The 14,084-nt window shown below is 74.0% G+C and carries 14 protein-coding genes; 6 read left to right on the forward strand and 8 right to left on the reverse strand.

From position 1 onward, the window contains the following. Positions 1 to 41 precede the first annotated feature (41 nt). The 4 genes from HNR61_RS17020 to HNR61_RS17035 form a co-directional block, all read right to left on the reverse strand. Positions 42 to 713, reverse strand: a complete 672-nt coding sequence (locus tag HNR61_RS17020; RefSeq protein ID WP_182844136.1) for a response regulator — start codon at positions 711 to 713, stop codon at positions 42 to 44. After that, positions 710 to 2,047, reverse strand: a complete 1,338-nt coding sequence (locus HNR61_RS17025) for a sensor histidine kinase (RefSeq protein WP_246442967.1) — start codon at positions 2,045 to 2,047, stop codon at positions 710 to 712. Before HNR61_RS17025 ends, HNR61_RS17020 begins: the two co-directional genes overlap by 4 nt. Then, on the reverse strand, positions 2,044 to 3,345 hold the full coding sequence (locus tag HNR61_RS17030) for a sensor histidine kinase (protein ID WP_312897935.1): 1,302 nt from the start codon (positions 3,343 to 3,345) through the stop codon (positions 2,044 to 2,046). Before HNR61_RS17030 ends, HNR61_RS17025 begins: the two co-directional genes overlap by 4 nt. A 76-nt stretch (positions 3,346 to 3,421) precedes the next feature. Next, the gene (locus tag HNR61_RS17035; RefSeq protein ID WP_182844137.1) at positions 3,422 to 4,405 is read right to left on the reverse strand and encodes an SUKH-4 family immunity protein; all 984 of its coding nucleotides are present in this window, start codon (positions 4,403 to 4,405) and stop codon (positions 3,422 to 3,424) included. A gap of 131 nt (positions 4,406 to 4,536) precedes the next feature. On the opposite strand from HNR61_RS17035, the gene HNR61_RS17040 reads away from it, so the two are divergent. Next, complete coding sequence (locus HNR61_RS17040) at positions 4,537 to 5,487, forward strand: alpha/beta fold hydrolase (RefSeq protein WP_182844138.1); 951 nt, start codon at positions 4,537 to 4,539, stop codon at positions 5,485 to 5,487. Here HNR61_RS17040 and HNR61_RS17045 read toward each other — a convergent pair whose 3' ends face one another. After that, positions 5,488 to 7,062, reverse strand: coding sequence for a protein kinase domain-containing protein (locus HNR61_RS17045; RefSeq protein WP_182844139.1), 1,575 nt, complete (start codon positions 7,060 to 7,062; stop codon positions 5,488 to 5,490). A gap of 2 nt (positions 7,063 to 7,064) precedes the next feature. On the opposite strand from HNR61_RS17045, the gene HNR61_RS17050 reads away from it, so the two are divergent. Beyond that, positions 7,065 to 7,934 carry a helix-turn-helix transcriptional regulator gene (locus HNR61_RS17050; RefSeq protein WP_182844140.1) on the forward strand — a complete coding sequence of 290 codons (870 nt, stop codon included), beginning with the start codon at positions 7,065 to 7,067 and terminating at the stop codon, positions 7,932 to 7,934. Between the two features lie 77 nt (positions 7,935 to 8,011). Further along, positions 8,012 to 8,392, forward strand: a complete 381-nt coding sequence (locus tag HNR61_RS17055) for a VOC family protein (RefSeq protein WP_182844141.1) — start codon at positions 8,012 to 8,014, stop codon at positions 8,390 to 8,392. Positions 8,393 to 8,438: 46 nt separating this feature from the next. On the opposite strand, the gene HNR61_RS17060 is transcribed toward HNR61_RS17055, so the two are convergent. From HNR61_RS17060 to aceE, 3 genes are all read right to left on the reverse strand, one after another. Further along, the gene (locus HNR61_RS17060) at positions 8,439 to 8,819 is read right to left on the reverse strand and encodes a hypothetical protein (protein ID WP_182844142.1); all 381 of its coding nucleotides are present in this window, start codon (positions 8,817 to 8,819) and stop codon (positions 8,439 to 8,441) included. Further along, positions 8,816 to 9,394, reverse strand: a complete 579-nt coding sequence (locus tag HNR61_RS17065) for a TetR/AcrR family transcriptional regulator (protein WP_182844143.1) — start codon at positions 9,392 to 9,394, stop codon at positions 8,816 to 8,818. Before HNR61_RS17065 ends, HNR61_RS17060 begins: the two co-directional genes overlap by 4 nt. 289 nt (positions 9,395 to 9,683) lie before the next feature. Continuing rightward, a complete protein-coding gene (aceE, locus tag HNR61_RS17070) occupies positions 9,684 to 12,464 on the reverse strand; it encodes a pyruvate dehydrogenase (acetyl-transferring), homodimeric type (RefSeq protein ID WP_182844144.1) in 2,781 nt (926 codons plus the stop codon). Positions 12,465 to 12,741: 277 nt separating this feature from the next. On the opposite strand from aceE, the gene HNR61_RS17075 reads away from it, so the two are divergent. From HNR61_RS17075 to HNR61_RS17085, 3 genes are all read left to right on the forward strand, one after another. Continuing rightward, positions 12,742 to 12,951 carry a DUF1918 domain-containing protein gene (locus tag HNR61_RS17075; protein ID WP_182844145.1) on the forward strand — a complete coding sequence of 70 codons (210 nt, stop codon included), beginning with the start codon at positions 12,742 to 12,744 and terminating at the stop codon, positions 12,949 to 12,951. A gap of 28 nt (positions 12,952 to 12,979) precedes the next feature. Further along, the gene (locus HNR61_RS17080; RefSeq protein WP_067823312.1) at positions 12,980 to 13,399 is read left to right on the forward strand and encodes a secondary thiamine-phosphate synthase enzyme YjbQ; all 420 of its coding nucleotides are present in this window, start codon (positions 12,980 to 12,982) and stop codon (positions 13,397 to 13,399) included. Positions 13,400 to 13,617: 218 nt separating this feature from the next. After that, positions 13,618 to 14,046, forward strand: coding sequence for a DUF3052 domain-containing protein (locus HNR61_RS17085; RefSeq protein ID WP_067823205.1), 429 nt, complete (start codon positions 13,618 to 13,620; stop codon positions 14,044 to 14,046). Positions 14,047 to 14,084: the final 38 nt, after the last annotated feature.

Here is a 14,084-nt window from a genome sequence, read left to right on the forward strand (position 1 = left end):
CCCGACCCGCGGGCGCGGCCGAGGCCACTTCGGAACAGGCTCTAGTCACCGGGGCGCACCAGCCCCACCTCGTAGGCGTACACGATCGCCTGGGGGCGGTCGCGCAGCCCCAGCTTCATGAGGATCCGCCCGAAGTGGGTCTTGACGGTCTGCTCGGCCACGACCAGCTCGGCGGCGATCTCGCCGTTGGACAGGCCGCGCGCGACCAGCGCCAGCACCTCGGTCTCGCGCTCGGTGAGCTCGGCGAGCCGGGCGCGCGACGGGGAGCGGGGCGCGCCCAGCCGGGAGAACTCCGAGATCAGCCGCTTGGTGATGGACGGCGACAGCAGCGCGTCGCCGGCCGCCACGACCCGCACCGCGTCGGCCAGCTCGCCCGCCGAGGCGTCCTTGAGCAGGAACCCGCTGGCCCCGGCGCGCAGCGCCTCGTACACGTAGTCGTCCAGGTCGAAGGTGGTCAGCATCAGCACCTTCGGCGGGTCGGTGGCGTCGGGGGAGCCGTCCAGCAGGCGGCGGGTGGCCTCCAGGCCGTCCATGACGGGCATCCGCACGTCCATCAGCACCACGTCGGGCCGCAGGTCGGCGACGACGCGCAGGCCCTCCGCGCCGTTGACGGCCTCCCCGACCACCTCGATGTCGGGCTGGGCGTTCAGCAGCACCCCGAACCCGGCCCGCACCATTCCCTGGTCATCGACGATCACCACCCGGATGCTCACGAGGCACGCTCCTTCACGGGCAGGACGGCGGTCACGGTGAATCCCCCTTCGGGTCCGGGTGCGGCGGTGAGGCTCCCGCCCAGCATCGCGGCCCGCTCGCGCATGCCGGTCAGGCCGTGGCCGCCGCCGGGCGGCGACGGGGTGGGGCGCTGGCCGTCGGCGGGCGGGCCGTTGACGACGTGCAGGCGGACGTCGTCGTCGCGGCGTTCGGCGGCGAGCGTGACGTGCGAGCCGGGGGCGTGGCGCATGGCGTTGCTCAGCGCCTCCTGGAGGATGCGGTAGGCGGTGAGGCCGACGCCCTGCGGCAGGTCCGCCAGGTCGCCGTCGAGGTGCTCGGTGACGTGCAGTCCCGCGCTGCGGGCGTTGGAGACCAGCTCGTCGAGGCGCTCCAGGCCGGGCTGCGGGGCGGTCTCCGCGCCGCTCTCCGAACGCAGCACCCCCAGGATGCGGCGCATCTCGGTGAGCGCGTCCAGCGCCGTCGAGCGGATCTCCGACAGGTCCCGGCGGGTCTCGTCGGGAAGCTCGGTGACCTTGTAGGGGGCCGCCTCGGCCTGAATGGCGATCATCGACATGTGGTGGGCGACCACGTCGTGCAGCTCCCGGGCGATGCGCTGGCGCTCGGTCAGCACCGCCTCGGCCTCACGGTGCCGCTCCTCCTGCTCGGCCAGCTCCCGGCGGGCCACCTGCCGCTGCCGGACCAGGTAGCCCGCCAGCAGTGGCAGCAGCAGCAGCGCGATCGCGCCGGCGGCCGTCGCCCGGTCGATCAGCAGCACCCCGGCCACCGAGACCATCCCGACGCCGACGGTGACGTCGCGGGGGCAGCGCGCGGCGACCTGGTACAGGCACAGCATCGCCACGATCGTGCCGCCGGGCGTGTAGGGGGTGAACAGCGGCGGCCGGGGGTCGAACAGCAGCGTCGCCAGCGCGACCATCCGCCACGCCCCCAGCGGATGCCGCTGCCGCACCGCCAGCGGCACCGCCACCGCGACGGCGATGAGCAGCAGCGTCTGGGGGCCGGGAACGTCGGTGGGCAGGCCGGGGCGCACCGCGTTGTCCAGCAGCGCCTGCCGGTAGTCGACGGCCGAGTTCCGCAGCACCGACCAGGTGCCGAACAGCACCGCCAGCGTGACGCCCAGGTCGAAGACCTGCACGACCGCCCCGAACGGCAGCCGCCCGACCCTGATCGCCCGCGTCCAGCGCAGCCAGAACGGCCACGGCCGGTCGAGGGGCGGCGCGGGGTCGGGCCGCCCGGACCACAGGGCGGCGACCAGCGGGCGCCACAGCAGCGCGAGGGTGTCGCGCACGCCGGGGGACCCGGAGGTGTCGGCGGTCATGTCGCGCGTTCCCGGACGGGCAGGGCGGCGGTCACGGCGAACCCTCCTTCCGGCGTGGGCCCGGCGGTGAGGCTCCCGCCCAGCATCGACGTCCGCTCGCGCATGCCGGTCAGGCCGTGGCCGGTGCCGGGCGGCGAGGGGGTGGGGCGGTGGCCGTCGGCGGGCGGGCCGTTGACGACCTTCAGGCACAGGACGCCGCCGGTGTGGGCGACGTCGAGTTCGACGCGGGAACCGGGGGCGTGGCGCATGGCGTTGCTCAGTGCCTCCTGGAGGATGCGGTAGGCGGTGAGGCCGACGCCCTGCGGCAGGTCCGCCAGGTCGCCGTCGGCGGTCGTGGTGAGGTGGAGCCCGGCGTTGCGGGCGTTGGAGACCAGCTCGTCGAGGCGTTCCAGGCCGGGTTGCGGGGCGGTCTCCGCGCCGTTCTGCGAGCGGAGGACGCCCAGGATGCGGCGCATCTCGGTGAGCGCGTCCAGCGCCGTCGAGCGGATCTCCGACAGGTCCCGGCGGGTCTCGCCGTGCATGCCGGGGACCTTGTAGGGCGCGGCCTCGGCCTGGATGGCGATCATCGACATGTGGTGGGCGACCACGTCGTGCAGCTCCCGGGCGATGCGCTGGCGTTCGGTGTGGAGCACCTCGGTCTCGCGGTGCCGCCGCTCCTGCTCGGCCAGCTCACGGCGGGCCACCCGCCGCTGCCGGACCAGATGGCCCCACAGCAGGGGGACCAGCAGCAGCGCCACCGCGACGGCGGCCTTGGGCGGCGCGAGGACCCACACCCCCACCACCGAGACCATGCCGACGCCGACGGTGACGTCGCGGGGGCCCCGCGCGGCGACCTGGTACAGGCACAGCAGCGCCACGACCACGGCGTGGGGCAGGTACGTGCCGGGCAGCCACGGCAGGAAGGCCACCACGACCGTCACGGCGGCGCTCATCCGCCAGGCCCCCAGCGGGTGCCGCTGCCGCAGGGCGAGCGGGAGCACCGCCGCGAGGGCGAGGAGGAACAGCGCGCCGGACGAGTGGTGGGACGTGTGCAGCCGCGCCTCGTGGATCAGCCGCGAGTAGCCGGTGGACAGCAGGGACACCGCGACGACCAGGTCGACGGCCTGCGCGACGGCCTGCGCGACCGTCCCGAACGGCAGCCGCCCGACCCCGGTCCGCCGGGTCCAGCGCAGCCCCACCGGCCAGGGCCGGTCGCGCGGCGCGGGATCGGCGCGGCCGGTGAGCGCGGCGGCGACCGGCCGGGTCAGCAGCGCCCGCGTCTCCCGCGCCCCCCGCCGTTCGCCCCTCTCGCCGGTCACCCTCCCAGCCTAGGGATCCGCGGAACGGCCCGGATGCCCCCGCGGTGCCACGCGGCCGTCATACCGGGGTAGGGGGTCACAGCAGGCCGTGCCAGAGCTGCTCCACGATCAGCGACCACCAGTGGTCCTCCTCGCGCAGCGCCTCCCGGTCGATCCCGGCCAGCTGCTCCTGGAGCCCGGCCACGACCTTCCCCACCAGGTACGGGTCGCGCGCCGCCGCCATCCGCTGCCGCCCGCGCGTCAGCAGCGCCAGCGACCGGGCGAACGCCGCGACGTCGCCGTTGACGAACCGCGCCGTCCCCTCGTACGGGTCGACCGCCCGCACCCGGCCGTCGTCCGCCCCGACGCCCAGCACGCACATCCCGTCGCCGCCGAACGCCCACAGGTCGGCGAAGCGTCCGGCGTGCGGCGCGCCGGTCCGCCCGAGCGCGTCCGCCATCGGCCGCAGCGGGCCCAGGTCGAACAGGTAGGGGATCCGCATCGGCAGGCCCGCGCCGGTCAGGTCCGCCGCCACGTGCGGGGCCAGGCCCGCGGCCGACACCTCGGCCGGGGTGTAGCGGTGCACCGCGCCGTGCCCGAACACGCGGGTCAGCAGCTCGTTGAGCCGGTCGGGGCCGAGCGGCGCGGCGGGCGGGACGTCGGCGGGCGGCGGGACGGGCGAGGGCCCGGGCGGCGGCGGCTGCCCGGCGGCCAGCGCGGTCCGCGCGGCGTACCGGGCGACGGTGGCGACGGCGGCGGCCCGTTCGGCGCGGGTGGCGCCGTAGTCCTCGCTGTGGCTGAACTCGGCGTCCGGCGGGGCGATCCGCGCCAGGACGGCCTCGCAGTAGCAGCCGGGCAGGCGGCAGAACGCCAGCTCCGAGTGGACCGCGAGCACCGCCTCCGAGGGGACGCCGAGGCGTTCGAACTCCTCCCAGACCTGCCAGAACGGCGGCGGCATCCCCGGTCCCGACAGCTTGGCGACGAACGCCTCGCCGCCGTCCGGCGTCCGGTACCGGACGGCCATGGAGTTGCCGGGGCCGACGACCGGCTCCTCCGCCGGAGCGTGGCCGCGCTGCTGCATCCGTTCCGCCTCTCACCTCGGGTGACGTTCTCCGGAGAAGTCTGGCAGGTACCCGCGTGCCGCGCGGACCGGAGCGGGGTGTTCGCTGGGACCGGACAACCCCTGCGCGGCGACCTCCGGGAGGACGACCGATGACCGACATCACGCACCGTTTCGTGGAGTCCGCGAGCGGGCTGCGCATGCACGTGGCCGAGGCGGGCGAGGGCCCGCTGGTGCTGCTGCTGCACGGCTTCCCCGAGTGCTGGTACTCCTGGCGGCACCAGCTCCGGGCGCTGGCCGAGGCCGGGTTCCACGCCGTCGCGCCCGACCAGCGCGGCTACGCCCGCACCGGCGGCCCGGCGGAGGTGGACCAGTACACGATCCTGCACCTGGCCGGGGACGCGGTCGGCCTGATCGACGCGCTCGGCGAGGAACGGGCGGTGGTCGTGGGGCACGACTGGGGCGCGCCGGTCGCGTGGGCGGTGGCGCAGCTGCGGCCGGACCGGGTGCGGGGCGTGGCGGCCCTGTCGGTGCCGCACCGGCCGCGGTCGTCGCGGCCGCCGGTCGCGACGATGCGCGAGCTGTTCGGCGACGGCTTCTACATGGTGCACTTCCAGCGGCCGGACGTGCCCGAGGCCGAGCTCGGCCGCGACCCGGAGGCGACGTTCCGGGGGATGCTGTACGCGGCCTCCGGCGACGCGCCCGGCTTCCTGCCGGTCGTCCCCGAGGGCGGCGGCTTCCTGGACGTCTGCCCGCTGCCGGAGGAGACGCCCGCCTGGCTGACCGAGGAGGACATCGCCACCTACGTCGCCGAGTACGCGGACTCGGGCTTCGCCGGGCCGGTCAACTGGTACCGCAACCTCGACCGCAACTGGGACCTCACCGCCGCCTGGCACCGCGCCCCGGTCACCCCGCCCGCCCTGTTCGTCGCCGGGGACCGCGACGTGGTGGCGACCGGGGCCCGCGACGTCATCGACCGGATGCGCGACTTCGTGCCCGACCTGCGCGACACGGTCTGGCTTCCCGGCTGCGGCCACTGGACCCAGCAGGAACGTCCCGCCGAGGTGAACGAGGCCCTGCTGGGCTTCCTGCGCTCGCTGTGATCAGATCCGCCAGGTGACCGTGATCGGGGTCCCGCGCCGGGCCCGCTCCCCGGCGGCGGGCCGCTGCGTGTCGACCCGGCCGCCCTCGCTGGCGGTGTCGGGCAGCACCAGCCCGGCCCGCAGGGCGACCCGGCGCGCCTCGAGCTCGGTGAGCCCGACCAGGCTGGGCACGGTGACCTGCCCGCCGGAGGAGGGGGAGCCGGAGGGGGGCGGGACGGCCTCGGGACCGGTGGAGATCACCAGCAGGACGGGCGTCCCCTCGGGCACCAGGGCCCCGGCGTCGGGGTTCGTCGCGATGACCGTGCCCGCGGGCCGGTCCGACGTCCGCCGCCGCGCGGAGTGGCCCAGGCCCTCGGACTTCAGGATCGCGACCGCGGCGCCCTCGGAGGTTCCGATGAGCTCGGGCACCCGCACCTTCGTTCGCTCCGCGGCGCTGGGGGTGGCGCCGCTGCCGGTGCCGGTCCCGGTCCTGGTGCTGGTGCCGTCGCGCAGGTTCAGGTAGCCGAGGTAGCCGCCTCCGCCGAGCAGGCCGACCAGGACGGCGGCCGCGAGCCCCTTGCGGGCCCGCCCGCCAGAACGCCGCGGCGGGGGCGCCTGCGTCCTGTCGGCCGACGACGCGTCGCCGGGACGGGACGCGGGAGCGCGCGGGGCCGTGGTCTGCGGGGCGGGCGCGGCGGCGTGGGCGCTGCCCTGTTCGAGGAGGCCCTCCTCCGGGCGGGAGGGGGCGGCGGCCCGCTCCGTGTCCGGCTCCGCCGCGGCGGGGGCGTCCTGGCCGAGCAGGTGGTGCAGCAGTCCCATGGCGGTGGGGCGCTCGGCGGGGTCCTTGGCCAGGGCCCGCGCCACCAGGTCGCGCAGCGGCCCCTCCAGCGCGCCCAGGTCCGGCTCGGCGTTCAGGATGCGGCCGATCACCGCCGGGATGCTGTCCTGGCCGAACGGCGGGGCGCCGTTGGCGGCGAAGCAGAGCGTCGCGCCCCAGGCGAAGACGTCGGCGGCGGGGCCGACCGGCGTCCCGCCGCCCATCTGCTCGGGGGCCATGTACGCCGGGGTGCCCACCACCCCGCTGGTCACCGTGGCCGCCGCGTCCAGGGCCTTGGCGATCCCGAAGTCGATCACGCGCGGGCCGTCGCCGCCCAGCAGCACGTTGTGCGGCTTGAAGTCGCGGTGGACCAGGCCCGCGCGGTGGATCGCGACCAGCGCGGTGGCGGTGCCGATCGCCAGCCGCTCCAGCGCCCCCTCGCTCAGCGGGCCGTTGTCGGCGACCGCCCGGTTCAGCGGCGTGCCCTCGACGTACTCGCTGACGATGTAGGGGCGGTCCCCGGCCAGATCGGCGTCCAGCACCTGGGCCGTGCAGAAGCGCGCGACCCGCTTGGCGGCGGCCAGCTCCTGGACGAACCGCCTGCGCCCCACCGAGTCCTGCTCGGGCTGGGTGTGCAGCAGCTTCACCGCCACCCGCCCGCCGCCGGCGTCCTCGCCCAGCAGCACCACGCCCTGGCCGCCCTGGCCGAGCCTGCCGAGCATCCGGTACGCGCCCAGCCGCTCGGGGTCTTCCGGGCGAAGGGGGGAGGGAGTCGTCAAGGATGGCTCCTGGGGGCGAGCGCGTTCCGTCCGGGGCCGGCGCCGGCCGGACGGTGCCGATCGACATCGGCGGTCCGAATTATGCCTTCCGCTGGGCCGGAACCGGAGCCGCCGGGCGGGCCAACGGAAATGTCGGGGGCGGGGCGTACGGTCGGCGGAGTGAACCGTACCGACCGGCTGTACGCACTGGTGGAGGAGTTGCGGGCCTGCGCGCCGCGCCGCCGCACCGCCGCACCGCCCGCGAGCTGGCCGCGCGCTTCGAGGTCAGCGTCCGCACCGTCGAACGCGACATCGGCGCGCTCCAGCAGGCGGGCGTTCCCGTCTACGCCGACGTGGGCCGGGGCGGCGGGTACACGCTGGACAGGAGCCGCACCCTGCCGCCGCTGAACTTCACCCCCGCCGAGGCCGTCGCGGTCGCGATCACGCTGGGCCGGGCGGAGGGGTCGCCGTTCGCGCGCAGCGCCCGCACCGCCCTGCACAAGATCGTCACCGCGATGTCGGCCGCTGACGGCGAGGCCGCCCGCGAGCTGGCGGGCCGCATCCACTTCCTCACCGCCCCGGACGCCGCGGCCCCGGCCTCGGTCCCGGCGGTCCTGGAGGAGGCGATGGCGGCCCGCCGGGTGGTGCGCATCGGCTACGTGGACGCGGCGGGCGCCGAGACCGAGCGCGACGTGGAGCCGGTGGCGTTCACCTCCGGGGCCGAGGGCTGGTACCTGATCGGCTGGTGCCGGCTGCGCGGCAGGGCCCGCGTCTTCCGCACCGACCGCGTCCGCCGCGCCGCCCTGCTGGAGGAGGCGGTCCCCGACCGGGACTTCGACGGGTTCGGTGGCCTGCCGGACTGGCTGGAGGCACGCGCCCTGGAATTCCTCTGAAAACACCGACACAGGGTTGTCGCACAGGTGTTCGAGTATTTCGGGGACGGCAGGAACCGACCCTAGGAGCGACACCCATGAGCACTCCCGCCTTCAACTCGGTCGCGTGGTTCGAGATCGGCACCGACCGGCCCGCCGAGGTCGAGCGTTTCTACGGCGAGCTGTTCGACTGGACCTTCCGGGTGGACGAGAGTGAGGAGCTGGCCTACCACGAGGTCACCACGCCCGGCGCGGACGCCCCGAGCGGCGGCGTCTTCCCGTCCGGGGGCCGCTTCCCCGACTACGCGGTGTTCTACGTGGTGGTGAAGGACGTGGCCGCGACCGTGGCCAGGGCGGAGGAGCTGGGCGGCAAGGTGATCGTCCCGCCGACGACCGCCGACAGCGGCCTGGTCTTCGCCCAGCTGCACGACAGCGCGGGCCACCACTTCGGCGTCTTCTCCCCGCCCCCGGTGGACTGACGCGCGGCGGCCCCTCCGGCGAACGGCCCGGAGGGGCCGCCGCGCGTCAGTCCTCGCCGTAGCGCTCGTAGGCGTCGAACTCGCCGAACCCGTCCTCGATCCAACCCTCGTTCCGCCACGTCCCGGTCCCGTCGAGCGGGCCCTGATGGACGAGCACGAGATAGCTGCCCCGGTGACCGGCCAGGCGCACCCGCTCCCCGTGGCTGAACAGGAACAGGGAGGCGCTGACGTCGGGCTCCCCCGCGAAGCGCTGCATCCCCAGCACCCCTTCCCAGGCCGTCCGGAAGGCCGTCCCCGAGGGCGCCCGGCTCCGGACCCGGCAGGAGAACCAGTCGTCGGCCACGTCGAGGTCGACCACGGTCACCTCCTGGCCGAGGTACCGGCCGAGGCTCGCCACCAGCGCCGGGACGTCCGCGCCCCCGCTCACCGGTCCGGCCCCGGCGGCTGGGTCAGGGCCCTCAGGGCGGGACGCAGCAGGTCCGCGACGCGGTCGGGGGACGCGTCGCGGAGGGCGGGGAGGCCGAGCAGCCGGTGGCCGATGGCCGCGCCGAGGACCGTGGTCAGGGCCAGGGCGGCGCGCAGCCCGGCGTCCTCGCCGGGGACGGCGGCGCCGACGCTGTCGATCCGCGCGCCGAGGGCCCGGCGCGCGTGCTCGGCGGCGTCCGGGTCGGTGAGCATCGAGCGCATCGTGGCCAGCGTCCCCTCGGGGAGGCCGCCGAGCTTCAGGCCCAGGCCGGTCAGCAGGTGCTCGACGAGCGCGTCCCCGTCGGGGCCGACCGGGCCCGGCGGGGACGCGGGAACGCGCGCGGCCCGGGTGAACAGCTCGCGTTTGGTCCCGAAGTACTGCATCACGAGCGCCGGGTCCACGCGCGCCGCGGAGGCCACCGCGCGGATCGTGGTCCGGTCGAAACCGCGTTCGGCGAACAGCGTGCGGGCGCTGTCGAGGATGCGCGCCTCGGTGGCCCGGCGGCGCTCGGCGCGGGAGGTGGGAGGGCCGGACACGGCTTCACTCTACAGACGTTGACCGAACGGGGAGGGCGCCCATGCCACGGACGCCCGCCGAGGGCGGGGTGCACGAGTTCCCGTTCGCCTTCCCCGTCCTCCTCCACTTGGAAGGCCGGGCGCTTGTCCTGGCAGGGCTTGGTGGTAGGCCGGGGCTCGTCGTGGCTGTGTTCCATGCGGCCGTTCGTGGGATTCGGAGCGGTCCCGGAACGTCGAAGGGCGCCCCTCCGGGGAGGGGCGCCCTTCGGGGGGATCACGGCCTACACCTCCGTGATCCCCGTGGGGAACGTCAGGCGTCGCCGCCGGTGTTGCTCTCGCGGGTCTGGACGCCGCCCGCGAAGACCGTGCTGACGTCGGCGTTGAGCTGGTAGCGCTCGATCGCCTCCTTCAGCGCCTCCGGCTTCATCTCGCCCGCGCGGACCAGGCGGGTCAGCACCGCCAGGACGATCGACGCCGCGTCCACGTGGAAGAAGCGCCGCGCCGCCGCGCGCGTGTCGGAGAAGCCGAAGCCGTCGGTGCCCAGCGACGAGTAGTCGCCGGGGACCCAGCGGGCGACCTGGTCGGGGACCGCGCGCATGAAGTCCGACACCGCGACGATCGGGCCGGGGACGTTCTCCAGCGTCCGGGTGACGTAGGGGACGCGCTGCTCGGCGTCCGGGTGGAGCAGGTTCCACTCGTCGCAGGCCACCGCGTCGCGGGCCAGCTCGTTCCACGAGGTCGCCGACCACACGTCGGCCGCCACGCCCCACTCCTCGGCCAGCAGGCGCTGGGCCTCCAGCGCCCAGCGCAGCGCCACGCCGGAGCCGAGGATCTGCGCCTTCGGGGCGTCGCCGTTGACCTCGGGGGCGCCCTGGTAGCGGTACAGGCCCTTCAGCAGGCCCTGGACGTCCAGGCCCTCCGGCTCGGCGGGCTGCTGGTACGGCTCGTTGTAGACGGTGAGGTAGTAGAAGACGTTCTCGCCGTTCGGGTGCTCCTCCGACGAGCCGTACATGCGCCGCAGGGCGTCCTGCGTGATGTGGGCCAGCTCGTAGGCCCAGGCCGGGTCGTAGTGGACGCAGGCCGGGTTCGTCGCCGCGATCAGCGGGGAGTGCCCGTCGGCGTGCTGGAGGCCCTCGCCGGTCAGGGTGGTGCGGCCCGCCGTCGCGCCCAGCAGGAAGCCCCGGCCCATCTGGTCGCCGAACGCCCACATCTGGTCGGCGGTCCGCTGGAACCCGAACATCGAGTAGAAGATGTAGACCGGGATCATGTGCTCGCCGTGCGTGGCGTAGGTGGTGCCCGCCGCGATCGTGGAGGCCATCGACCCGGCCTCGCTGATGCCCTCGTGGAGCATCTGGCCCTGCGGCGACTCCTTCCACGACAGCAGGAGCTTGCGGTCCACGCCCTCGTAGGTCTGCCCGTGCGGGGAGTAGATCTTGGCGGTCGGGAACAGCGAGTCCATGCCGAACGTGCGGTACTCGTCCGGCGCGATCGGCACGAACCGGGCCCCGATGCTCTCGTCCTTGATCAGGTCCTTGAGCAGCCGGACGAACGCCATCGTGGTGGCGATGTTCTGCTTGCCCGAGCCCTTCTTCAGCTCGCTGTAGACGGCGTCGCCGGGCAGCTTCAGCGGCTTGGCCCGCACCACGCGCCGGGGCAGGAAGCCGCCGAGGGCCGCGCGGCGCTCGCGCATGTACTGGATCTCGTCGGAGTCCTCGCCCGGATGGTAGTAGGGCGGCAGCTCGCCCTCCAGGGCCGAGTCGGGGATCTCCAGGTACAGCCGGTCCCGGAACTCCTTCAGCTCCGCCTTGGTGAGCTTCTTCATCTGGTGGGTGGCGTTGCGGGCCTCGAAGTCGGTGCCCAGCGTCCAGCCCTTGATCGTGTGCGCCAGGATCACCGTCGGCTGGCCGACGTGCTCGCGGGCGGCCTTGAACGCCGCGTACACCTTGCGGTAGTCGTGCCCGCCGCGCGACAGCTTGCGCAGGTCGTCGTCCGACAGGTGGGCGACCATCTTGCGCAGCCGGGGGTCGTCGCCGAAGAACTTCTCGCGGATGTAGGAGCCCGACTCGACGGTGAACGTCTGGAACTGCCCGTCCGGCGTGGTGTTCATCTTGTTGACCAGCACGCCGTCGGCGTCCTGCGCCAGCAGCGGGTCCCAGTCGCGGCCCCAGACGACCTTGATGACGTTCCAGCCCGCGCCCCGGAAGAACGCCTCCAGCTCCTGGATGATCTTGCCGTTGCCGCGCACCGGGCCGTCGAGCTGCTGGAGGTTGCAGTTGACGACGAACGTCAGGTTGTCGAGCTCCTCGCGGGCGGCCAGGCCGATCGCGCCCAGCGACTCGGGCTCGCCCATCTCGCCGTCGCCGAGGAACGCCCACACGTGCGACCGCGACGTGTCCTTGATCTTGCGGTTGTACAGGTAGCGGTTGAAGCGGGCCTGGTAGACCGCGTCGATCGCGGTGAGGCCCATGGACACCGTGGGGAACTCCCAGAAGTCCGGCATCAGCCGCGGGTGCGGGTAGGACGACAGGCCGCCGCCCGGATGCGAGATCTCCTGCCGGAACCCGTCGAGCTTGTCCTCGGGCAGGCGGCCCTCCAGGTAGGCGCGGGCGTAGATGCCCGGCGCGGCGTGCCCCTGGAGGAACACCTGGTCGCCGGACTCGCCGTGGTCCTTGCCGCGGAAGAAGTGGTTGAAGCCCACCTCGTAGAGCGAGGCCGCGGAGGCGTAGGTGGCGATGTGGCCGCCGACGCCGAGGCCCGGCCGGTTGCCGCGGGAGACCATGACCGCCGCGTTCCAGCGGATGTAGGCGCGGATCCGGCGCTCGACGTGCTCGTCGCCGGGGAACCAGGGCTCGTGCTCGGGCGGGATGGTGTTGATGAAGTCGGTGCTGCTCAGCGCGGGAACGCCGACGTGCTGCTCGCGGGCCCGCTCCAGCAGGCGCAGCATCACGTACCGGGCCCGGCCGGGCCCCTCGGTCTTGATGACCGTGTCCAGCGACTCCAGCCACTCCCGGGTCTCGTCCGGGTTGATGTCGGGCAGCTGGCTCGGCAGCCCGTCACTGATGATGGAAAAGCGTTGACGTCCGGAAGCCACGGGGTCCCCTCTGTGCTTACCGTCAGGTGGTCGGAACGACTGTTCGTCGCCGTGGTTCGTGATCCATCGTCGCCGTTCGCGACGGCGGGCGCATCTCTACCAACCGGTAATCATTCTCGCCGGTCAACGTCGCTCTACACAGGCGTGTGGCCCGATTTTTCCGGACTCGTCCCCAGACCTTGCAAACCCCTCTCGACGCGGCGCGCCGGACGTACGAAGGTAGGACGTGAACACGCCCGGACGACCTTGGCGAGAGGCCGTACGCCTGGGGGAGCTGATGAACGCATCCGTGGGAGACCGGCTGCACGTGCACGGCAACACCGTGGGGCAGCCGGACAGGGCAGGCGAGATCATCGAGGTGCGCGGGCCCGAGGGCGGGCCGCCGTTCGTCGTCCGCTTCGACGACGGGCACACCGGCCTGGTATTCCCCGGGCCGGACGCGGTCGTGGAGCCGCGGACCGGTGAGGGGGTCCCGACCGAGCGTTAACCCCGGCCGACCGGGTAGACCTGTGATCATGAAGAGCACCGTGATCCAGGTGACGACCGGAAGCCGGGAGGCCGTGCACGACCTGACGTCCGAGTGCGAGCGGTTCGCCTCGGAGGCCGCCTCGGAGACCGGCGGTGACGGGCTGCTGCACGTGTTCGTGCCGCACGCCACCGCCGGCGTCGCCATCCTGGAACTGGGCGCGGGCAGCGACGACGACCTGCTGAGCGCGCTGGGGGACCTGCTCCCCGCCGACGACCGCTGGCGGCACGCGCACGGCTCGCGCGGGCACGGCCGGTCGCACGTCATGCCCGCCCTGATCCCCCCGTACGCGACCGTCCCGGTGCTGTCGGGGAGGCTGGCGCTGGGGACCTGGCAGTCGATCGCCCTGGTCGACCTGAACGTCGACAACCGCGAACGCCAGGTACGGTTGTCCTTCCTTGCGGGATGAGCGTGGGTTGTTACGCTCTGTTGATGACGGGTCACCGGGATCCGGTCGATCGGAGCGACGAGCCGAGCAAAAGCCGAGAAGACACTTGCGCAAGGGGCCCTTACTTGTGTGGACTGTCCCGCAAAACACGCGACGGAGCGGGGACCCGGCCACCACGTTCGGGAATGGAACACGACGACCCCGCCACCGGGCGGACTATCGACCATGGGAGGACTTTCGTGAGCGCGACCGCGGGCCAGGCGCAGTCTGAGCGCAGCCTGGCCGAACGGCTCGGCTTCAAGCCGGACCAGGTGGTGCAGGAGATCGGCTGGGATGACGACGTCGACGAGGACCTGCGCGACGCCATCGAGGCCGTCACGGGCAAGGAGCTGGTCGATGAGGACTACGAGGACGTGGTCGACGTCGTGCTGCTGTGGTGGCGGGAAGAGGACGGCGACCTGTTCGACGAGCTCACGAACGCCATTGTCCCCCTGGCCGACGGCGGCCACATCTGGCTGCTGACGCCCAAGGCGGGCCGGGACGGGCACGTCGAGCCCAGCGACATCGGCGACGCCGCCACGTCCGCGGGTCTGACCCAGACCAAGAGCATCAGCGCCGCCAAGGAGTGGTCGGGCACGCGCCTGGTCTCACCGAAGGTCCACAAGTAGCCGAACGGCCCGCCGCCGCGGGCCGCCCGGACATCCGC

Origin of the sequence: Actinomadura kijaniata, assembly GCF_014138665.1 — a bacterium.
Lineage (GTDB): Bacteria > Actinomycetota > Actinomycetes > Streptosporangiales > Streptosporangiaceae > Spirillospora > Spirillospora kijaniata.

Coding starts and splice junctions, on each gene's coding strand:
- HNR61_RS17025 (WP_246442967.1), bottom strand. CDS start 2,047: ATGACCGCCGACACCTCCGGGTCCCCCGGCGTGCGCGACACCCTCGCG.
- HNR61_RS17035 (WP_182844137.1), bottom strand. CDS start 4,405: ATGCAGCAGCGCGGCCACGCTCCGGCGGAGGAGCCGGTCGTCGGCCCC.
- HNR61_RS17040 (WP_182844138.1), top strand. CDS start 4,537: ATGACCGACATCACGCACCGTTTCGTGGAGTCCGCGAGCGGGCTGCGC.
- HNR61_RS17050 (WP_182844140.1), top strand. CDS start 7,065: ATGGCTCCTGGGGGCGAGCGCGTTCCGTCCGGGGCCGGCGCCGGCCGG.
- HNR61_RS17055 (WP_182844141.1), top strand. CDS start 8,012: ATGAGCACTCCCGCCTTCAACTCGGTCGCGTGGTTCGAGATCGGCACC.
- HNR61_RS17075 (WP_182844145.1), top strand. CDS start 12,742: ATGAACGCATCCGTGGGAGACCGGCTGCACGTGCACGGCAACACCGTG.
- HNR61_RS17080 (WP_067823312.1), top strand. CDS start 12,980: ATGAAGAGCACCGTGATCCAGGTGACGACCGGAAGCCGGGAGGCCGTG.